This window comes from Ureibacillus sp. 179-F W5.1 NHS (assembly GCF_045369345.1).
GTDB lineage: Bacteria > Bacillota > Bacilli > Bacillales_A > Planococcaceae > Ureibacillus > Ureibacillus halotolerans.
In genome coordinates this window covers 17,588-32,225 of the sequence record NZ_JBIQFG010000038.1, presented here as the reverse complement: position 1 = coordinate 32,225, position 14,638 = coordinate 17,588, and the positions used below count along the sequence as shown (strand labels likewise).

At 33.7% G+C, this 14,638-nt stretch carries 16 protein-coding genes; 11 read left to right on the top strand and 5 right to left on the bottom strand.

Annotation, left to right across the window (positions count from 1 at the left end):
• Positions 1-151: 151 nt before the first annotated feature.
• Together ACH0B5_RS14415 and ACH0B5_RS14410 are read right to left on the bottom strand one after the other, a co-directional pair.
• Positions 152-343 carry a hypothetical protein gene (locus ACH0B5_RS14415; RefSeq protein ID WP_341361540.1) on the bottom strand — a complete coding sequence of 64 codons (192 nt, stop codon included), beginning with the start codon at positions 341-343 and terminating at the stop codon, positions 152-154.
• A gap of 233 nt (positions 344-576) precedes the next feature.
• On the bottom strand, positions 577-726 hold the full coding sequence (locus ACH0B5_RS14410; protein ID WP_341361541.1) for a hypothetical protein: 150 nt from the start codon (positions 724-726) through the stop codon (positions 577-579).
• A gap of 218 nt (positions 727-944) precedes the next feature.
• Here ACH0B5_RS14410 and ACH0B5_RS14405 point away from each other — a divergent pair, with 218 nt between their 5' ends.
• From ACH0B5_RS14405 to ACH0B5_RS14390, 4 genes are all read left to right on the top strand, one after another.
• The gene (locus tag ACH0B5_RS14405; protein WP_341361542.1) at positions 945-1,622 is read left to right on the top strand and encodes a DUF3800 domain-containing protein; all 678 of its coding nucleotides are present in this window, start codon (positions 945-947) and stop codon (positions 1,620-1,622) included.
• Positions 1,619-2,101, top strand: coding sequence for a hypothetical protein (locus ACH0B5_RS14400; RefSeq protein ID WP_341361543.1), 483 nt, complete (start codon positions 1,619-1,621; stop codon positions 2,099-2,101). The genes ACH0B5_RS14405 and ACH0B5_RS14400 overlap by 4 nt, the downstream gene beginning before the upstream one ends.
• Positions 2,102-2,390: 289 nt before the next feature.
• Positions 2,391-2,612: a transcriptional regulator gene (locus ACH0B5_RS14395; RefSeq protein ID WP_406928015.1), complete on the top strand. Its 222-nt coding sequence runs from the start codon at positions 2,391-2,393 to the stop codon at positions 2,610-2,612.
• Entirely contained in the window at positions 2,609-2,950 is a 342-nt protein-coding gene (locus ACH0B5_RS14390; RefSeq protein WP_406928014.1) for a YhjD family protein, read from the top strand. The genes ACH0B5_RS14395 and ACH0B5_RS14390 overlap by 4 nt, the downstream gene beginning before the upstream one ends.
• Positions 2,951-2,973: 23 nt before the next feature.
• On the opposite strand, the gene ACH0B5_RS14385 is transcribed toward ACH0B5_RS14390, so the two are convergent.
• Positions 2,974-3,672: a hypothetical protein gene (locus ACH0B5_RS14385; RefSeq protein ID WP_406928013.1), complete on the bottom strand. Its 699-nt coding sequence runs from the start codon at positions 3,670-3,672 to the stop codon at positions 2,974-2,976.
• Between the two features lie 523 nt (positions 3,673-4,195).
• Between ACH0B5_RS14385 and ACH0B5_RS14380 the strand changes: the two genes are divergently transcribed.
• The 5 genes from ACH0B5_RS14380 (at position 4,196) to ACH0B5_RS14360 (ending at position 9,352) form a co-directional block, all read left to right on the top strand.
• Positions 4,196-4,894 (top strand): response regulator transcription factor, encoded by a 699-nt coding sequence (locus ACH0B5_RS14380; RefSeq protein ID WP_122971813.1) that lies wholly within the window; start codon positions 4,196-4,198, stop codon positions 4,892-4,894.
• Positions 4,878-5,021, top strand: coding sequence for a hypothetical protein (locus ACH0B5_RS14375; protein WP_158599689.1), 144 nt, complete (start codon positions 4,878-4,880; stop codon positions 5,019-5,021). The genes ACH0B5_RS14380 and ACH0B5_RS14375 overlap by 17 nt, the downstream gene beginning before the upstream one ends.
• 14 nt (positions 5,022-5,035) lie before the next feature.
• Positions 5,036-7,252, top strand: coding sequence for a sensor histidine kinase (locus tag ACH0B5_RS14370; protein ID WP_122971814.1), 2,217 nt, complete (start codon positions 5,036-5,038; stop codon positions 7,250-7,252).
• Between the two features lie 120 nt (positions 7,253-7,372).
• Positions 7,373-8,452 carry a metallophosphoesterase gene (locus ACH0B5_RS14365; protein ID WP_122971815.1) on the top strand — a complete coding sequence of 360 codons (1,080 nt, stop codon included), beginning with the start codon at positions 7,373-7,375 and terminating at the stop codon, positions 8,450-8,452.
• 72 nt (positions 8,453-8,524) lie between these two features.
• A complete protein-coding gene (locus ACH0B5_RS14360) occupies positions 8,525-9,352 on the top strand; it encodes an undecaprenyl-diphosphate phosphatase (RefSeq protein WP_122971816.1) in 828 nt (275 codons plus the stop codon).
• A gap of 29 nt (positions 9,353-9,381) precedes the next feature.
• On the opposite strand, the gene ACH0B5_RS14355 is transcribed toward ACH0B5_RS14360, so the two are convergent.
• Both ACH0B5_RS14355 and ACH0B5_RS14350 read right to left on the bottom strand, forming a co-directional pair.
• On the bottom strand, positions 9,382-10,527 hold the full coding sequence (locus ACH0B5_RS14355) for a GerAB/ArcD/ProY family transporter (protein ID WP_122971817.1): 1,146 nt from the start codon (positions 10,525-10,527) through the stop codon (positions 9,382-9,384).
• 370 nt (positions 10,528-10,897) lie between these two features.
• Positions 10,898-11,692 (bottom strand): TIGR00266 family protein, encoded by a 795-nt coding sequence (locus ACH0B5_RS14350; RefSeq protein ID WP_122971818.1) that lies wholly within the window; start codon positions 11,690-11,692, stop codon positions 10,898-10,900.
• A 180-nt stretch (positions 11,693-11,872) separates the two neighbouring features.
• On the opposite strand from ACH0B5_RS14350, the gene ACH0B5_RS14345 reads away from it, so the two are divergent.
• Both ACH0B5_RS14345 and ACH0B5_RS14340 read left to right on the top strand, forming a co-directional pair.
• A complete protein-coding gene (locus ACH0B5_RS14345) occupies positions 11,873-13,354 on the top strand; it encodes an aldehyde dehydrogenase family protein (RefSeq protein WP_122971819.1) in 1,482 nt (493 codons plus the stop codon).
• A gap of 23 nt (positions 13,355-13,377) precedes the next feature.
• Positions 13,378-14,547, top strand: coding sequence for a saccharopine dehydrogenase family protein (locus tag ACH0B5_RS14340; protein ID WP_122971820.1), 1,170 nt, complete (start codon positions 13,378-13,380; stop codon positions 14,545-14,547).
• Positions 14,548-14,638 lie beyond the last annotated feature (91 nt).

The following is a 14,638-nucleotide window of genomic DNA, read 5'->3' as shown; positions in this document are numbered from 1 at the left end:
AAGTCTAACAAAATTAGGAGATTGCGTGTTTATTTTTTCTGAATTTTATCTGTACCCCAACAAATATTTTAGAGCCTAAAAAACACCCCGTAAAAGTTAGATTGGTGTCTAACTTTTACGGGGCATATCATGTAGAGGGCGGTTTTTTCGTTTATTCGGATAGTCCTTCAATTCTTTTTTCAATTAATATTTTCAACTCTTTCAATTCCTCTATATCACCGTATTTATTAATAAAGGTTCTAGCTGAACTCTTCGCACTTTGCTTTCGCGCTTTTTCCCTGTTTCTTTCCCTATAAGCTTGAGTTGCTCTTTTTTGAGCTTCAGATGTCTTTTTTTCAGTCATTTTTTATCCCTCATTTTCTTAAGATATAAAATTGAGTTAAACATTACTAAAATTAAACAAATCGAATAAATAACAATCATGGAGTAATCGAAGAATTTTGGATCGTTCCAGTTAACCATTTCAATCAAAACATACAATGCAAATGCAAAAGCAATACCATAACTTATATTTTTCATAATTAAATGGATATGATAAGATAAGGGTGAAGGAGGGGTTAACCTCCTTCGGGGTTCTTATTTGCGACGTTTCTTCTTTGCGGGAGGGCGTCGCTTTTCTTCTTTCTTACTTTGTCTAATATCTTTGATGTTCTTTGCTGAACTTGTCAGTAAGTGAATCACCGTTGATATTGAGATTAAGTAAGTTAAAACCTTATCATAATCCACTTTGTTCACCTCCTTTCTATATTTTAATTATATACCATGGGTTATAAAATGTCAACAATTTCCAGTTAAAAATATTAAAAAAACCAAAGTTTTTATTACCAAAAATCGGTGTCCTTGGTTTTTGTTAATCACTATAAATTATGGATGTTGAATTTTGGAATTATTTGAAATTATAAGTTATAATTGTATAAAATTTTGTTATTTTGTGAGGATTAAATATGTACCACATTTATTGTGATGAAAACAGACCAGAAATGATAGGGCAAGATAGACCCGTTGATAGATATTCAGTTTTAGGTGGAGTGTGGATAGATAAAAGTAATATTAGGAAAATCAAAAAAGATATACAAAGATTACGAGTTAAGCATAATCTATTTGGTGAAATTAAATGGAAAAATGTATCCCCTTCTAAAGTTGAGTTCTATTTAGATTTAATCAATATATTTTTTGAAAATAAGGCAATTAGGTTTCGATGTATAGTTATCGACTCGGCTAAAGTTAATCTACAAAAATATCATGATTCTGATCAGGAATTAGGATTTTATAAATTTTATTACCAATTAATCTTTCATTGGTTAGATTGGAATAAAGAGTACTCAATTTTCCTAGACTATAAGAAGAATAAAGAACGTGATCGATTAAGTACATTGGATAATGTTTTAAATCGAGCTTCTTTAGCATATGTAGAAAATGTTCAAGCTATAGAATCTAAGCAATCTGTATTAATTCAGTTAGTCGATGTTTTGATGGGTGCCGTTGGTTATAAATTTAATGGATACGAAACTAGTTCCGCAAAATTGGCTGTCATTAGCAGAATAGAAGAACATATCGGCCATGTTCTTAAACCAACAATTAAAAATCAAAGTAAATTTAATGTTTTTAAAATAAATTTATGACAATATATAAAGATTTACTCATCCTTCATTCAGAGGCCGAATATAAAAAAGTATATGAAGAAGAGTACTGTAATCAAGAAATAGTAACGCACGACGGCATATTGGTTAGATTTTACCCTGAAAGATTCGAGCATGCTTTTTTTACAAGTTCTAACCGGAAAAAAGCTGATAAATCAATCTTTAGCACTGAACGAGCACAAAGGATTAGGTGGATTAGAGATATTTTGCTCGATAGTTCGATTCCTGTATTTAGTGGATATGATAAGAAAAAAAAGAAGTACGATTCCAATAGAAGAGTAAGCTTAGTGACTCCAGATAATTATGTTGTAGTAATAAGATTAAATGCTAAAAAAGCTAATACTGCAACATTTGTTACCGCATTTTTATGTGACAATGAAGAGGTAGTTGAAAAGATTAAGTCAAGTCCAGTTGGAAGTTTAAGTGATATATGCTTGACAAAGGAAACTGAAATAACTTAATATGAAAATAACATTAGTCCTTTACTTATAGTAGCAGGACCTACAAAGGTTTGGCTCGCTGAACCGGAATCAGCGTGCAGAAAAAAACCACTCACAGATTAGTGGTTTTTTTTCGTATTTGAAAATTTAAACCAAAAGTATAATTAAATTAGCTAACTTAACTAATTCACTACTTAAATTAATTAATCCAGGTATTTTACTACCTGGATTTTTTATTGCCAAAAGAGGAACAACTGTTCTATAATTAGCGTAAAATAAGAACTAACGTTCTGTAAAAGGAGTGGTATTAATGAAAGGACAATTATTAAAAGTAATGCAACGTAATCAGTTAGTAGATATGATGTACATCGCTAAAAATGGTGAAATCACTAAAAGACGTATTAAAGTAACGAAAGTGTCTGATGATAAATTTAATGCTTATTGCTTTTTAAAACATGCTAATCGAGTATTTTGTATAGATAATGTTCTTGCATTGGTACCAGTTATCCGAAAAGAGCGTGAAGTGATTTGATTGACTTTGATGCTGCTGACTTAATTCATAAGAATATCATCCTTGATTTAACGAAAAGAACTTTAGAACGTGATCTAAATCATTTAAATGATATTAAAATAAATCGTCCATTAGCTTTGTGGATGGAACAACAAATAATTTTAGTTCAAAATGAATTAAGAGAAGTAAAATCTCAATTAGGGAAGAATGGTATTAAAGTTCAAGCAGAAATTCGAATTGATAAAGACATCACAGAATATGTGATTATGGATAAGGGGACTGAACATAATCGTAGATACATGAATATTGCGCTTAAAAATAAGGTTGATGATGAGATAAAGCGATTATTAAACGTGTAATAAAAAAAGCCACAAAAAGTGGCTTAGTTTATTTCTTTATAATCTTCACTAACATAAGAAGTGTATTGAATTAAATTATTTTCATCTACCGTATTCCAATCAATACTTAACAAAGTTTTTGTATCAAACCGCAATATATAATAAATAGATTCTGCATTAACAAGAGATTTAGAAGGTAGATACCAGTTAATTTGAATAACAGATATTTTATTTCCTTCTAATAGCCCCATTATACTTTTTAGTGCCTTTATACTTTTTTTATTAGAATCAACTGCAAAAGCATTATCATTATCAGTTTCATTTGCTCTCATATTTAATTCTAAAAAATATGTACCTTCAGGAGCGACTAACAATTCTCCCCCTTCTTTTAAAACAACACCATCAGTTAAATCTAATTTCTTTTCTATAGTCGCTTTATTATAGTTTGTAGTTAATTGATCTGTTTCAAGAGAATTATTAATAGCATTTAAAATATTTTCTTCTGTAGAAATATCTGCTTTTTCTGACCCATTTTCAACCTCTTCGGTTTTGCTATCTTCAACTTGTTCTTTAGTATCCTCAGTAGCTTTTGATGGTATTAGTATAGCAATAAAAAATAAAATAATTGATATACCTAAAATTAATCCACCCTTCATTTTTTTCTTTAAAATCAATCCAAGAATTAGTAGTATAATTCCTATTATTATTCCTAAAAATCCTAGTACGCCCAAAATAGCACTCAAAATTTTCACCCCATTTTTATTTTGTACATAAATAACTATAAAGGTAAATGATAACAATATCATATAATTTTTACTATATCATCACAAAAATGATGATGTTTTGATGATATCAACTTAAATGTAAGTATATATTTGTATAATAAAGCGAATATCTGCTGAGCATAAACATAACGAGAATCTAACATTATATAACTAGATAATAGTATATATATTTCATGTGTGAAAGAACGTAATACATACGAAAACTGAACATCTTCTGTTAAATTCTTTATGTACCCCAATGTACCCCAGTTTAAAAAGTTCGGTACCCCAATTTACCCACCATAGATAAATACTATTAACCACTCTTAAATAAAGCAAAAATATGGTAATATACTGAAAACAGGCGTTATTGCTGGATTTTTAGATTTTAAAATACACCTAAATACAATGCTATCTTAAGAATTTCTTCAGAATTATACTTACTGCTTTTTAAGAAACGATGGCTAATATAAAACTATAAGAAAAAGATGAGGTGAGGGCAATGGAGAAGTTAACCGTGCTCGTTACAGATGATGATAAAGATATTCGTGATGGAATTGAAATTTATTTAACAAATGAAGGCTACAATGTTTTAAAGGCGGCAGATGGAGTCGAAGCATTGAAACTGTTGGAAGAACATGAAGTGCATTTAATTATTCTCGATATTATGATGCCGAATATGGATGGGATTTCCGCAACATTTAAAATTCGCGCCGAGCGAAACATCCCGATTATTATGTTAAGTGCAAAAGCCGAAGATACTGATAAAATTCATGGATTATCAGTAGGGGCAGATGATTATATTACAAAACCTTTTCACCCAATGGAGCTTCTTGCCCGGGTGAAATCCCAATTAAGACGTTACGTTCAACTAGGTACGTACAATGCCCAGTCTACAAAATATGAATCGAACGGTTTAACCCTTGATGTCGAAGCAAAGGAAGTACGATTAGATGGGGAACTTGTTAAACTGACACCAATCGAATATAAAATTACGGAACTTCTATTAAAAAATGCTGGACGAGTATTTTCGATTCGAGAAATTTATGAACTTGTTTGGAATGAAGAAGCTTATAATGCTGAGAATGTTGTAGCAGTGCACATTCGAAAAATTCGCGAGAAAATTGAAGCTGATCCGAAAAATCCAAGATTTTTAAAGGTTGTGTGGGGAATTGGATATAAAATTGAAAAACAAAATTGAAAAAAGTGTGACGACTATTAGTTTTATCGCAAGTATTATTGGTATGTTCATAATCGGAATGAAGACTTGGCAATTTATTAATGAACATATCGGTGAGGCGATTCGATTTTTTGAGAGATTATTTTAGAGGAGGATCCATTGATGAAAAATAAAGGGAAATTACTCCTCACTCTTTTTCTTATTACGTGGGCAGTATTTTCTATAGTGCTCTTTGTAAAGCAAGCCCCTAATTATTTAGTAAAATCTTATTTTCAATCGGATACTTTCCAATCTACGAAGGAAAGTTTTATTGACCAATTAGGCCACTACGTTTTAATGCCCTTTGATGCTGAAAAGGCAAAGGAAACAATCAATGTTACGCAAGGAGAAATCGAAGAGTATCGATATCGTTATGGCTCTTTAACGGAACAAGTTGAAAGTATTCAATCTCAATATAGAGGGCGGATAATGGAGGCAGAGGAGAGCAAAGATTCAACATTAAAAGAGCTATTAATAGAGGAGCGTGATAAAAAAATTGCAGATATTAAAGCGAACTTTGAAAGTGATGATTATGTTAAAGAGAAAATTCGAAAACAAAAGGAACAATTAATCGATGAGTATGCAGCAGAGCAAGAAAAATATAAAAAGTCCTTTTTAAATGAATTTAGCTATTTTTCTTATCACTTTGTAAACATAGACAATGGAAAAAAATTTGAATCAGGAACCCAACAAAAATCTGATCTATTTACTGAAAGTTATGAAGATAAAAATCCTTTAATAGTAAATAATTCAGTTAATATAAATTCCTATGATAATAATGTTTACTCGGAAGTACAAGACACTATTCCGGAATTTCAAATTGATGGAGAATCCGCAAGATATGAAGGATCCTTTAGTATACCAAAATCTATGCTTAGTAGTTCTAATTTGGGAACTGATTATCAATATTTTAATATAGCGAAAATAACTTTTATTGTTATATGGGTCACTGGTATATTAGCAATTGTCGGATTGTTTACTTTTGCTAGACCAAAAATGGATATGTTCAGAGAATCATCCAATGTAAAAGATGCTTTCTTACGCCTTCCTATTGATGTTCGCATCATTTTAATTATTGTGGTAAGTTTTATATCCTTTGGATTAATGGAGTATATTGGTAATTCGTTAATCAATAATATCATTTACTTTAACCCAATAAATTTAATTACATCTAGTGTTGAAGAACTCATATTTCTTTTTATAGTCTTTATAAGTGTTGCTGCCATAATATTTGGCATAACATGGACTTGGGATTCGATTAAAAATGAGCCTAAGATAGAAGAGCAATTAAAAAATGCTATGCTATACAGACTTGCAGATGGGCTAAGGGATTTATTTTTAAACCGTTCCCTCGGTGTACAATCCGTAGCCATTTTAATTATTTTCTTTCTTGCCGGAATTGGTTTCGTAGGGGCATCGTATAGCGTTGAGCTACTCATGATTTATATTCTTTTACTATTCTTTATTGGATTACCAGCTGGCATTCTCTTTCTTCGTCGAATTGGGTATCTTAATCGAATTATGCGACAGACGGAAGATATGGCAAGGGGACGTTTAACAAATGATATTAAGGTGAAAGGGAAGTCACCATTAGCCAAGCATGCAGCAAATTTAAATGCATTGCGTGAAGGTGTAAAAAAATCAATGTCAGAACAAGCGAAAAGTGAACGGTTAAAAACAGAGCTTATTACGAATGTTAGCCATGATTTACGAACACCGTTAACGTCGATTATAACCTATACCGATTTATTAAAGAACCCGGATTTAACAGATGAACAACGAAAACAATATATCGATGTATTGGATAAAAAATCAGCCCGTCTTAAAACGTTAATAGAAGATTTATTTGAAGTGTCAAAAATGGCCAGTGGGAATATTGAAATAACAAAACAGAAGCTAGATTTAACTCAATTGGTGCAACAAGCAATAGGAGAACATGAAGAGGCCTTTTCCCTTTCAAATTTAGAGTTACGTATTTTAATGCCAGAGGAACCCCTCTATGCCTATGTAGATGGTCAAAAAATGTGGCGTGTTATTGATAATTTAATTGTCAACACATTGAAATACTCGTTAGAGGGAACAAGAGTATATGTTACTTTAAAACAAATTGAATCCAATATTGAGTTTTCAGTAAAAAATGTTTCAAAGTATGAATTAAATGAAAACGTTCAAGAGCTTACAGAACGCTTTAAAAGGGCGGATGCTTCCCGCCATACAGATGGTTCTGGATTAGGGTTAGCGATTGCTCAGTCGATTGTTGATTTACACAATGGCCGTCTTACTGTTGAGGTAGATGGAGATTTATTTAAAGTGACAGTAACTATTGTTGGAAATAGTTAACAGTATGCCGATAGAGGACGTCCTAACACGCATTTTAGGGCGTCCTCTTTACTACTTGAATATGAACATTTTCTCTCAACATGGTATACTTTGGGTATTACAAATAATGGAGGAATACGAATGGGGAAAATCGTTGGCATATCGATTGTCTTCATCATTTATAGTGCACTTACAACCTATTTAGGGTTAAATTTTAAAAAGTGGCTAGAAGCAATTCATCTTTTCCGTTGGCCCGTAGTTTACTGGATTGTTTTCTTCCTCATTGCATTTAGTTTTATCATTGGAAGATTTCATGAAACCTTAAGACCATTATCAGTAGTCGGTAACTATTGGATGTTCTTTTTTGAGTATGGACTCATATTATGTATCATCACGAATCTCCTAGTAACGTTTACACCATTAAAAAATATTGCTGTTATTGGGTCTGTTGTCGTTGGACTTTTAGTTGTATTGTTTGCTTGGGGTAGCTATAACGCCTATTCTCCAGTAGTACGTAATTTAGGAATTTCCGTTGACAAAAGTGGTGAGCCAATCCGATTAGTAGTAGCATCTGACTTCCATTTAGGGGTCCTTTCGAACAAAAAACATCTTCAAAGGTTTGTGGAGCTATCAAATGATGCAAACCCGGATCTTGTTTTATTAGTTGGCGATTTAGTCGATGATGATCCGAAATGGTTTTTGGAAGAAGGAATGGCAGAGGTGATGTCAAAGCTAAAGTCAACATATGGTGTATATGGAGTGCTTGGAAATCACGAATATTATGGTGGGAAAATTCCTCAATTTGTCGAAGAAATGAAAAATGCAAATGTTCAAATTTTGATGGATGAAACTATTTTAGTTGGAAATCGTTTGTATTTAACAGGTCAGGAAGATGTGACGAATAAAGATAGACGATCGATTGCTGAGCTTAAGCCTGAAAAGGAACAATTGCCATGGATTGTAATGAATCATACTCCTTACGATTTACATCTTCCGCAAAAGGCAGGGGTAGATCTTCATTTATCAGGGCATACCCATCTTGGACAACTGTGGCCGAACAATTTTATTACCGATAAATTATTTGAACTTGATTATGGACATATGAAAAAAGGGAATATGCATGCTTTAGTATCTTCGGGTTTTGGTTTTTGGGGTCCACCTACAAGAATTGGTAGCCGCTCTGAGTTATGGGTAGTTGATATCACATTTTCGGGCAACTAAATTAATCGATTTTAACATTGATGGTTTTTGTGCAATTAAGCAAAAGTAAAAAATGAGGAGACTATTATTTTTATGGAATTATTTGAACTTATTAAAGCGGTCATCCTTGGTTTTGTTGAAGGGATGACAGAATTTGCTCCTGTATCTTCAACAGGACATATGATTATCGTAGATGATCTATGGTTAAAGACAAAGGAGTTTTTAGAACCAGGTTCTGCCAACACATTTAAAATTGTTATTCAGCTAGGTTCGATATTAGCAGTTGTAGTCGTAATGTGGAAGCGTATGTTAAGTTTGGTAGGATTATATAAAATTAAAGGACAAACGGCTTCTCGTAAATTTAATTTAGGACATGTCATCGTAGGGATTATTCCTGCTGGTGTGTTTGGCGTATTGTTCGAAGATTATATTGATGAAAACTTATTTTTCACATCAACAGTTATTATTGGGTTAATTGTTGGGGCCATTTGGATGATTATTGCTGATAAATTTGGTCCAAAACGTCCTAAAATTACATCTTTAGACGATCTATCCTATGGAAAAGCATTTAAAATCGGCTTAATCCAATGTTTATCTTTATGGCCAGGATTCTCTCGTTCAGGTGCGACAATTTCAGGTGGGGTTATGTTAGGACTTGACCATAAGACGGCTTCAGACTTCACGTTCATTATGGCTGTTCCGATTATGGCAGGGGCTAGTGGTTTATCCCTTGTGAAAAACTGGAGCGAAATTAATCCTTCTGATTTTGGATTTTATGCCCTTGGATTTATTAGTGCCTTTGTTTTCGCATTAATATCTATTAAATTCTTCTTAAAGTTAATATCACGTATTAAGCTAGTACCGTTTGCAATTTATCGATTAATTTTAGCGGCAATTTTAATTGTTGTATTATATTTATAATGTAAACGCCTCAAAATTTGAGGCGTTTTTTATTCGGCATTTTCACTTTCTACTTCTCGATTTTCCACTTTTTTCTTCTTTAGTTTAGAAAACAACCTTTTTATATTCGCAATAGCATTTAAAATAAACGGATAAATAAACACTAAAACGAAAGATAATCTACCAAAAAAATCATTTATCGTTTTAATTTGGGACCGTGATTCTACAAATAAAGTTCCGATAAAAATAATGATTGAGAAAATGTAAATAAATTTCTTTTCACTTACTTTTATCATTCGTATGAAACCACGATGGGCAGACCAAGCATATAAACAAAGGTTTGGTAAAATGATAATTAACCAAAAACAAATTGTAAAAAGTTCAATTCTTTCGATAAAGGGGAGACGGATAATGCTGAACATTGTTAATGTAGCCCAAATGTATTTTTCAAGTTGTTCCCCGCTAAAGAAAGATAAGCTAATTAACATAACGAATAAATAAATAGCCAATGTTGAAAGTAGTCCTAAGTGGACATATTTTTTTGCCTTATTCTGTTCCTTAACGAAGGGATAAAGTACATTTAATACTTCAAAACCTACAATTGTAAAGGACATGGAATAAGCTCCCTTTAGTATACTGATTAAATCACTACCGAATACAGGTAAAACATGATTGTAGTTAGCATACTCTAGTGGAAATAATAAGATAGCTAAAATCCATAGTGGTAAAACATAACTAAAGAAACAAATTCCTATGATTACCCGTAGTCCTCCAGAAAACGTATAAATAACTATTAGTAAGACAGTGATGGTGATAAAGGATGTACTTAAATCAGGGAATACCCATACATTAATAACTTCTGTGTAAGTTCTTATAACAACAAAGAATGCTAATAAACAGTAACTAATTAAAACTAAATTCATTAAATTTCCTAAATATTTACCAAATACATTTATTTGGATACCGAAAATATCATCGGAACCGTACATCTCTAATGTTTTAAACATAACAAAAACTACAAGATGAGCGGCAATAAAACTTATAATAATGGATATCCAAGCATCTTGTTTCGCTTCTTTGTAAATTACACTTTGAAATCCATGTATTCCTACCCCAATTTGAACTGCAGTAGTTGTAAATAAGAGAAGTGAAGCGTTAAATTTTTGACTTGGGTCTATTTGCAAATGCTTTTTCACTAATACCCCTTTCTCTTCCCTTTAAGGAATGCAAGGCTCTCGTAAGATTTAGTATTTAAAATAACAATGATATTTAAAAATTGATCTTTCATTTTGTTCTTGTCACCTTTAATATCCCTACTCAGAAGGGATTTCTAATTTCATAATTACCGTAATTTATAAAATTATTCTTCCGATATGCGATTTTAAATTTTGCATACAAAAAGGGAGATAGATGAGTGGGGAAAATTAGATTTGAACTGCTTAAATATGATTGAAAATAATAATTTGGAAAGTTAATGAATTATAAAAAATGCTTGGACAACGAAAAAGCCCAAGCATTTTCATCTTAATTCGATGGAATTCTTTTTTAGAAAAAAAGGGGGGTTACTTAATCGTTAAACAGATTAAAAATTCCACCGATTCCGCCTTCACCTGCATTATTTCCGCCTCCGCCTTTTGAAACAGGAGCAGCAGCAAATACACGGCTTGCTAATCGGCTAAATGGTAACGATTGAATCCATACTGTACCAGGACCACGTAAAGAAGCAAGGAATATTCCTTCCCCTCCAAATAAAGCGGTTTTTACGCCACTAACAGGTTGGATATCATAATCAACAGAAGAAGTCATCGCCACTAAACAGCCAGTATCTACTAAAAGCTTTTGACCGGCTTGCAAATCAATTTTCTCAATAGCTCCACCGGCATGGATGAATGCTAATCCATCTCCTTCAAGTTTTTGCATAATGAAACCTTCACCACCGAAGAAGCCAGCACCAATTTTACGTTGGAATTCAATACCGACAGAAACGCCTTTCGCAGCAGCTAAAAAAGAATCCTTTTGACAAATAATTTTCCCGTTATATTGACTTAAATCCATTGGAATAATTTTTCCTGGATATGGGGCTGCAAAATAAACATGTTTTTTTCCTTCGCCCACATTCGTAAAGGTTGTCATAAATAAACTTTCACCGGATATTAATCGTTTCCCAGCGCCCATTAACTTTCCCATAATGCCACCGCTGTTTTTAGAGCCGTCACCGAAAATGGTTTCCATTTTGATTGCTTCGTCCATCATCATTAAACTTCCTGCTTCGGCAATGGCTGTTTCGTTAGGATCTAGTTCGACTTCTACAAACTGCATATCATCTCCGTGCAATTTGTAGTCAATTTCATGGTTGTTCATTATTCATATCCTCCTAAGTTTAATAATACATATATACCATTTAAGGTTACGTTTCACCTCTCGGAAAGGTTTCATTCAAAATTTCATAAAATCTAAATCTATGAATAGAGGAATTAAGGTGGAAAAAGTCGAATAAAAGACAATATAAGAGGAAATTCGAGCGAAAATAGGGAGGGTGTTATGGAAATTAGAAACTTTATCAATGGTAAATGGATAACAGATGATGGTTTAGAGACAGTTCCCGTTGTAAATCCGGCTAATGGAGAACAGCTTGCAACTGTTCCCCTTTCAACAAAAGCTCAAGTAGATGAGGCTGTAGCAGCAGCTAAAAGAGCACAAAAATCTTGGGCGCTAGTTCCTGCCCCTAAACGAGCAGATTTTCTATATGAAATTGGTTATAAATTAAAAGAAAAGAAGGAACATCTAGCCCAAATTTTGACGAAGGAAATGGGTAAAGTCATTGAAGAAGCACGTGGAGAAGTGCAAGAAGGTATTGATATGGCCTTTTATATGGCCGGGGAAGGGAGACGACTGTTTGGGGAAACGACTCCTTCCGAGCTTGCAGATAAATTTGCGATGAGTGTCAGGGCGCCGATTGGTGTAGTAGGCCTCATTACACCATGGAATTTTCCGATTGCCATTGCAACTTGGAAGGCGTTTCCGGCGATCGTCTCGGGGAATACAGTTGTCTGGAAACCTGCCACTGAAACGCCTCTTATGGCTTACGAAATGGCAAAAATATTAGAAGAAGTAGGATTGCCGGAAGGGGTTGCCAATGTCGTATTTGGTGCAGGTTCAACAGTTGGAACTGCAATGATTGAGCATCCGGATGTCAAAGTCATTTCTTTCACCGGTTCTACGGAAACAGGAAGTAAGGTTGCCGAACTTGGCGGTAAGCATTTAAAAAAGGTATCCCTTGAAATGGGTGGTAAAAACGCTGTAATTGTAATGGATGATGCCAATTTACAGTTAGCGGTGGATGCGATTATTTGGAGTGCATTTGGAACAGCTGGTCAACGTTGTACAGCGTGTAGTCGTGTCATTGTCCATAAAGATGTTAAAACTGAATTGGAGTCTATGCTAGTTAAATCGATTGGTCAGTTAACAATAGGAGATGGTCTCGATCCAACGGTAAAGGTTGGCCCTGTTATTAATCAAGCTGCCCTTGAAAAAATCAACCGTTATGTTGAAATTGGGAAGAAGGAAGGGGCGACTCTCCTAGTTGGAGGCAGAGTATTATCAACACCACCATTTGATAAAGGATATTATTTTGAACCAACTATTTTTACAGATGTTCAAAATGATATGGTGATCGCCCAAGAGGAAATTTTCGGACCAGTCGTAAGTATAATCGAAGTAGCAAGTCTAGATGAAGCGATTGAAGTGAACAATAGTGTGAAATTTGGTTTATCGAGTTCTATCTTCTCTCAAGATGTTAATAAAATATTTAAAGCACAAAGAGATTTAGATACAGGAATTGTTTACGTAAATGCAGGAACAACAGGTGCAGAAATTCATCTTCCTTTTGGGGGGACAAAAGGAACTGGAAATGGGCACCGGGATTCCGGTCAAGCAGCTTTGGATGTGTATACAGAATGGAAAAGTATTTACGTTGACTATAGTGGGAAACTTCAACGAGCGCAAATTGATACTGAAAACTAAAGCAGAAAAAGGGGATGGGTTTAATGAAAGTAGTAGTTTTAGGCGCTGGCTTAATGGGGAAAGAAGTAGCGAGGGATTTAAACTCTATCGAAAATGTAGAAAAAATATATTTGGCAGATATCGATACGAATGCAGCTCAACAATTTGTTGACTCTCTTTCAACGTCGAAAATCGAAGTAGTATCTTTAAATGCGAAAAATGAAGATGAATTACGTAACGTCATGGCAAAGGGGGACGTTGCTGTTAATGCACTATTCTATGAATTTAATGAGAGGGTTGCAAAGACAGCTATTGAAGTTGGCGTCCACTCTGTCGATTTAGGAGGACACATCGGGGAAGTAACGGAACATATTTTGACATTACATGAAGAGGCAAAGGCGAAAAATGTCACATTAATTCCTGATTTAGGCGTAGCTCCTGGGATGATCAATATATTAGCCGGATATGGTGCTTCTAAATTAGATACGATTGAATCGATAAAGCTTTATGTAGGTGGTATTCCGACTAAACCTGAACCACCGCTAAATTATACACAAGTATTTTCTTTAGAAGGGGTTATCGATCATTATACAGAACCTGCGAAAATAATTAAGGATGGAAAGTTAACTGAAGTAAAATCTCTTTCTGGAATTGAGCCAATTTATTTTGATCAATTTGGCGTTCTAGAAGCCTTTTATACTTCTGGTGGAACGTCCACGTTAACGAATACTTTCCCTCATGTTAAAAACCTTGAATATAAAACGATTCGTTATAAAGGGCATGCAGAAAAGTTTCAATTGCTTGCCGATTTAGGGTTCTTAGATAAAGGAAATAAAGTGGAAGTCGATGGAAATGAAGTAGCGGTCCGCGATGTTGTCCGTGAGGCTCTAAAGAAAAAACTGTCGCTAGGAGATAAAGAAGATGCTGTTCTATTGCGTGTCATTGTTTCAGGTGAGAAATCCGATGAGCAATTAACTTATGAATACGAATTAACGATTAAAAGAGATGAAAAAACGACGATGACGGCTATGGCTCGTGCAACAGCATGTACGATTGCTACAGTTGCTGTTATGGTTGGCAGTGGTGTGATTACTGAGCACGGTGTTTATCCGCCTGAATCAATTGTTCCTGGTGATGAATATATCGAGAAAATGGCAAAACGAGGCGTTATGATTAAAGAAACTTCCCATCGTTCAACTATTGTTAAATGGTAGTGTAACGTCAAATTAAATATTTTAAGTGTGGAGAAATCAAACGATTTTTCACACTTTTTTTTTGGAAAAAATTTTATAAAAAGTTTGTAAC

What these genes read in the sequence shown, in the direction of transcription:
- ACH0B5_RS14340 (WP_122971820.1), top strand. Translation starts at nt 13,378, where the DNA reads ATGAAAGTAGTAGTTTTAGGCGCTGGCTTAATGGGGAAAGAAGTAGCG.
- ACH0B5_RS14415 (WP_341361540.1), bottom strand. Translation starts at nt 343, where the DNA reads ATGACTGAAAAAAAGACATCTGAAGCTCAAAAAAGAGCAACTCAAGCT.
- ACH0B5_RS14370 (WP_122971814.1), top strand. Translation starts at nt 5,036, where the DNA reads ATGAAAAATAAAGGGAAATTACTCCTCACTCTTTTTCTTATTACGTGG.
- ACH0B5_RS14360 (WP_122971816.1), top strand. Translation starts at nt 8,525, where the DNA reads ATGGAATTATTTGAACTTATTAAAGCGGTCATCCTTGGTTTTGTTGAA.
- ACH0B5_RS14345 (WP_122971819.1), top strand. Translation starts at nt 11,873, where the DNA reads ATGGAAATTAGAAACTTTATCAATGGTAAATGGATAACAGATGATGGT.
- ACH0B5_RS14395 (WP_406928015.1), top strand. Translation starts at nt 2,391, where the DNA reads ATGAAAGGACAATTATTAAAAGTAATGCAACGTAATCAGTTAGTAGAT.
- ACH0B5_RS14400 (WP_341361543.1), top strand. Translation starts at nt 1,619, where the DNA reads ATGACAATATATAAAGATTTACTCATCCTTCATTCAGAGGCCGAATAT.
- ACH0B5_RS14380 (WP_122971813.1), top strand. Translation starts at nt 4,196, where the DNA reads ATGGAGAAGTTAACCGTGCTCGTTACAGATGATGATAAAGATATTCGT.
- ACH0B5_RS14405 (WP_341361542.1), top strand. Translation starts at nt 945, where the DNA reads ATGTACCACATTTATTGTGATGAAAACAGACCAGAAATGATAGGGCAA.
- ACH0B5_RS14350 (WP_122971818.1), bottom strand. Translation starts at nt 11,692, where the DNA reads ATGAACAACCATGAAATTGACTACAAATTGCACGGAGATGATATGCAG.
- ACH0B5_RS14365 (WP_122971815.1), top strand. Translation starts at nt 7,373, where the DNA reads ATGGGGAAAATCGTTGGCATATCGATTGTCTTCATCATTTATAGTGCA.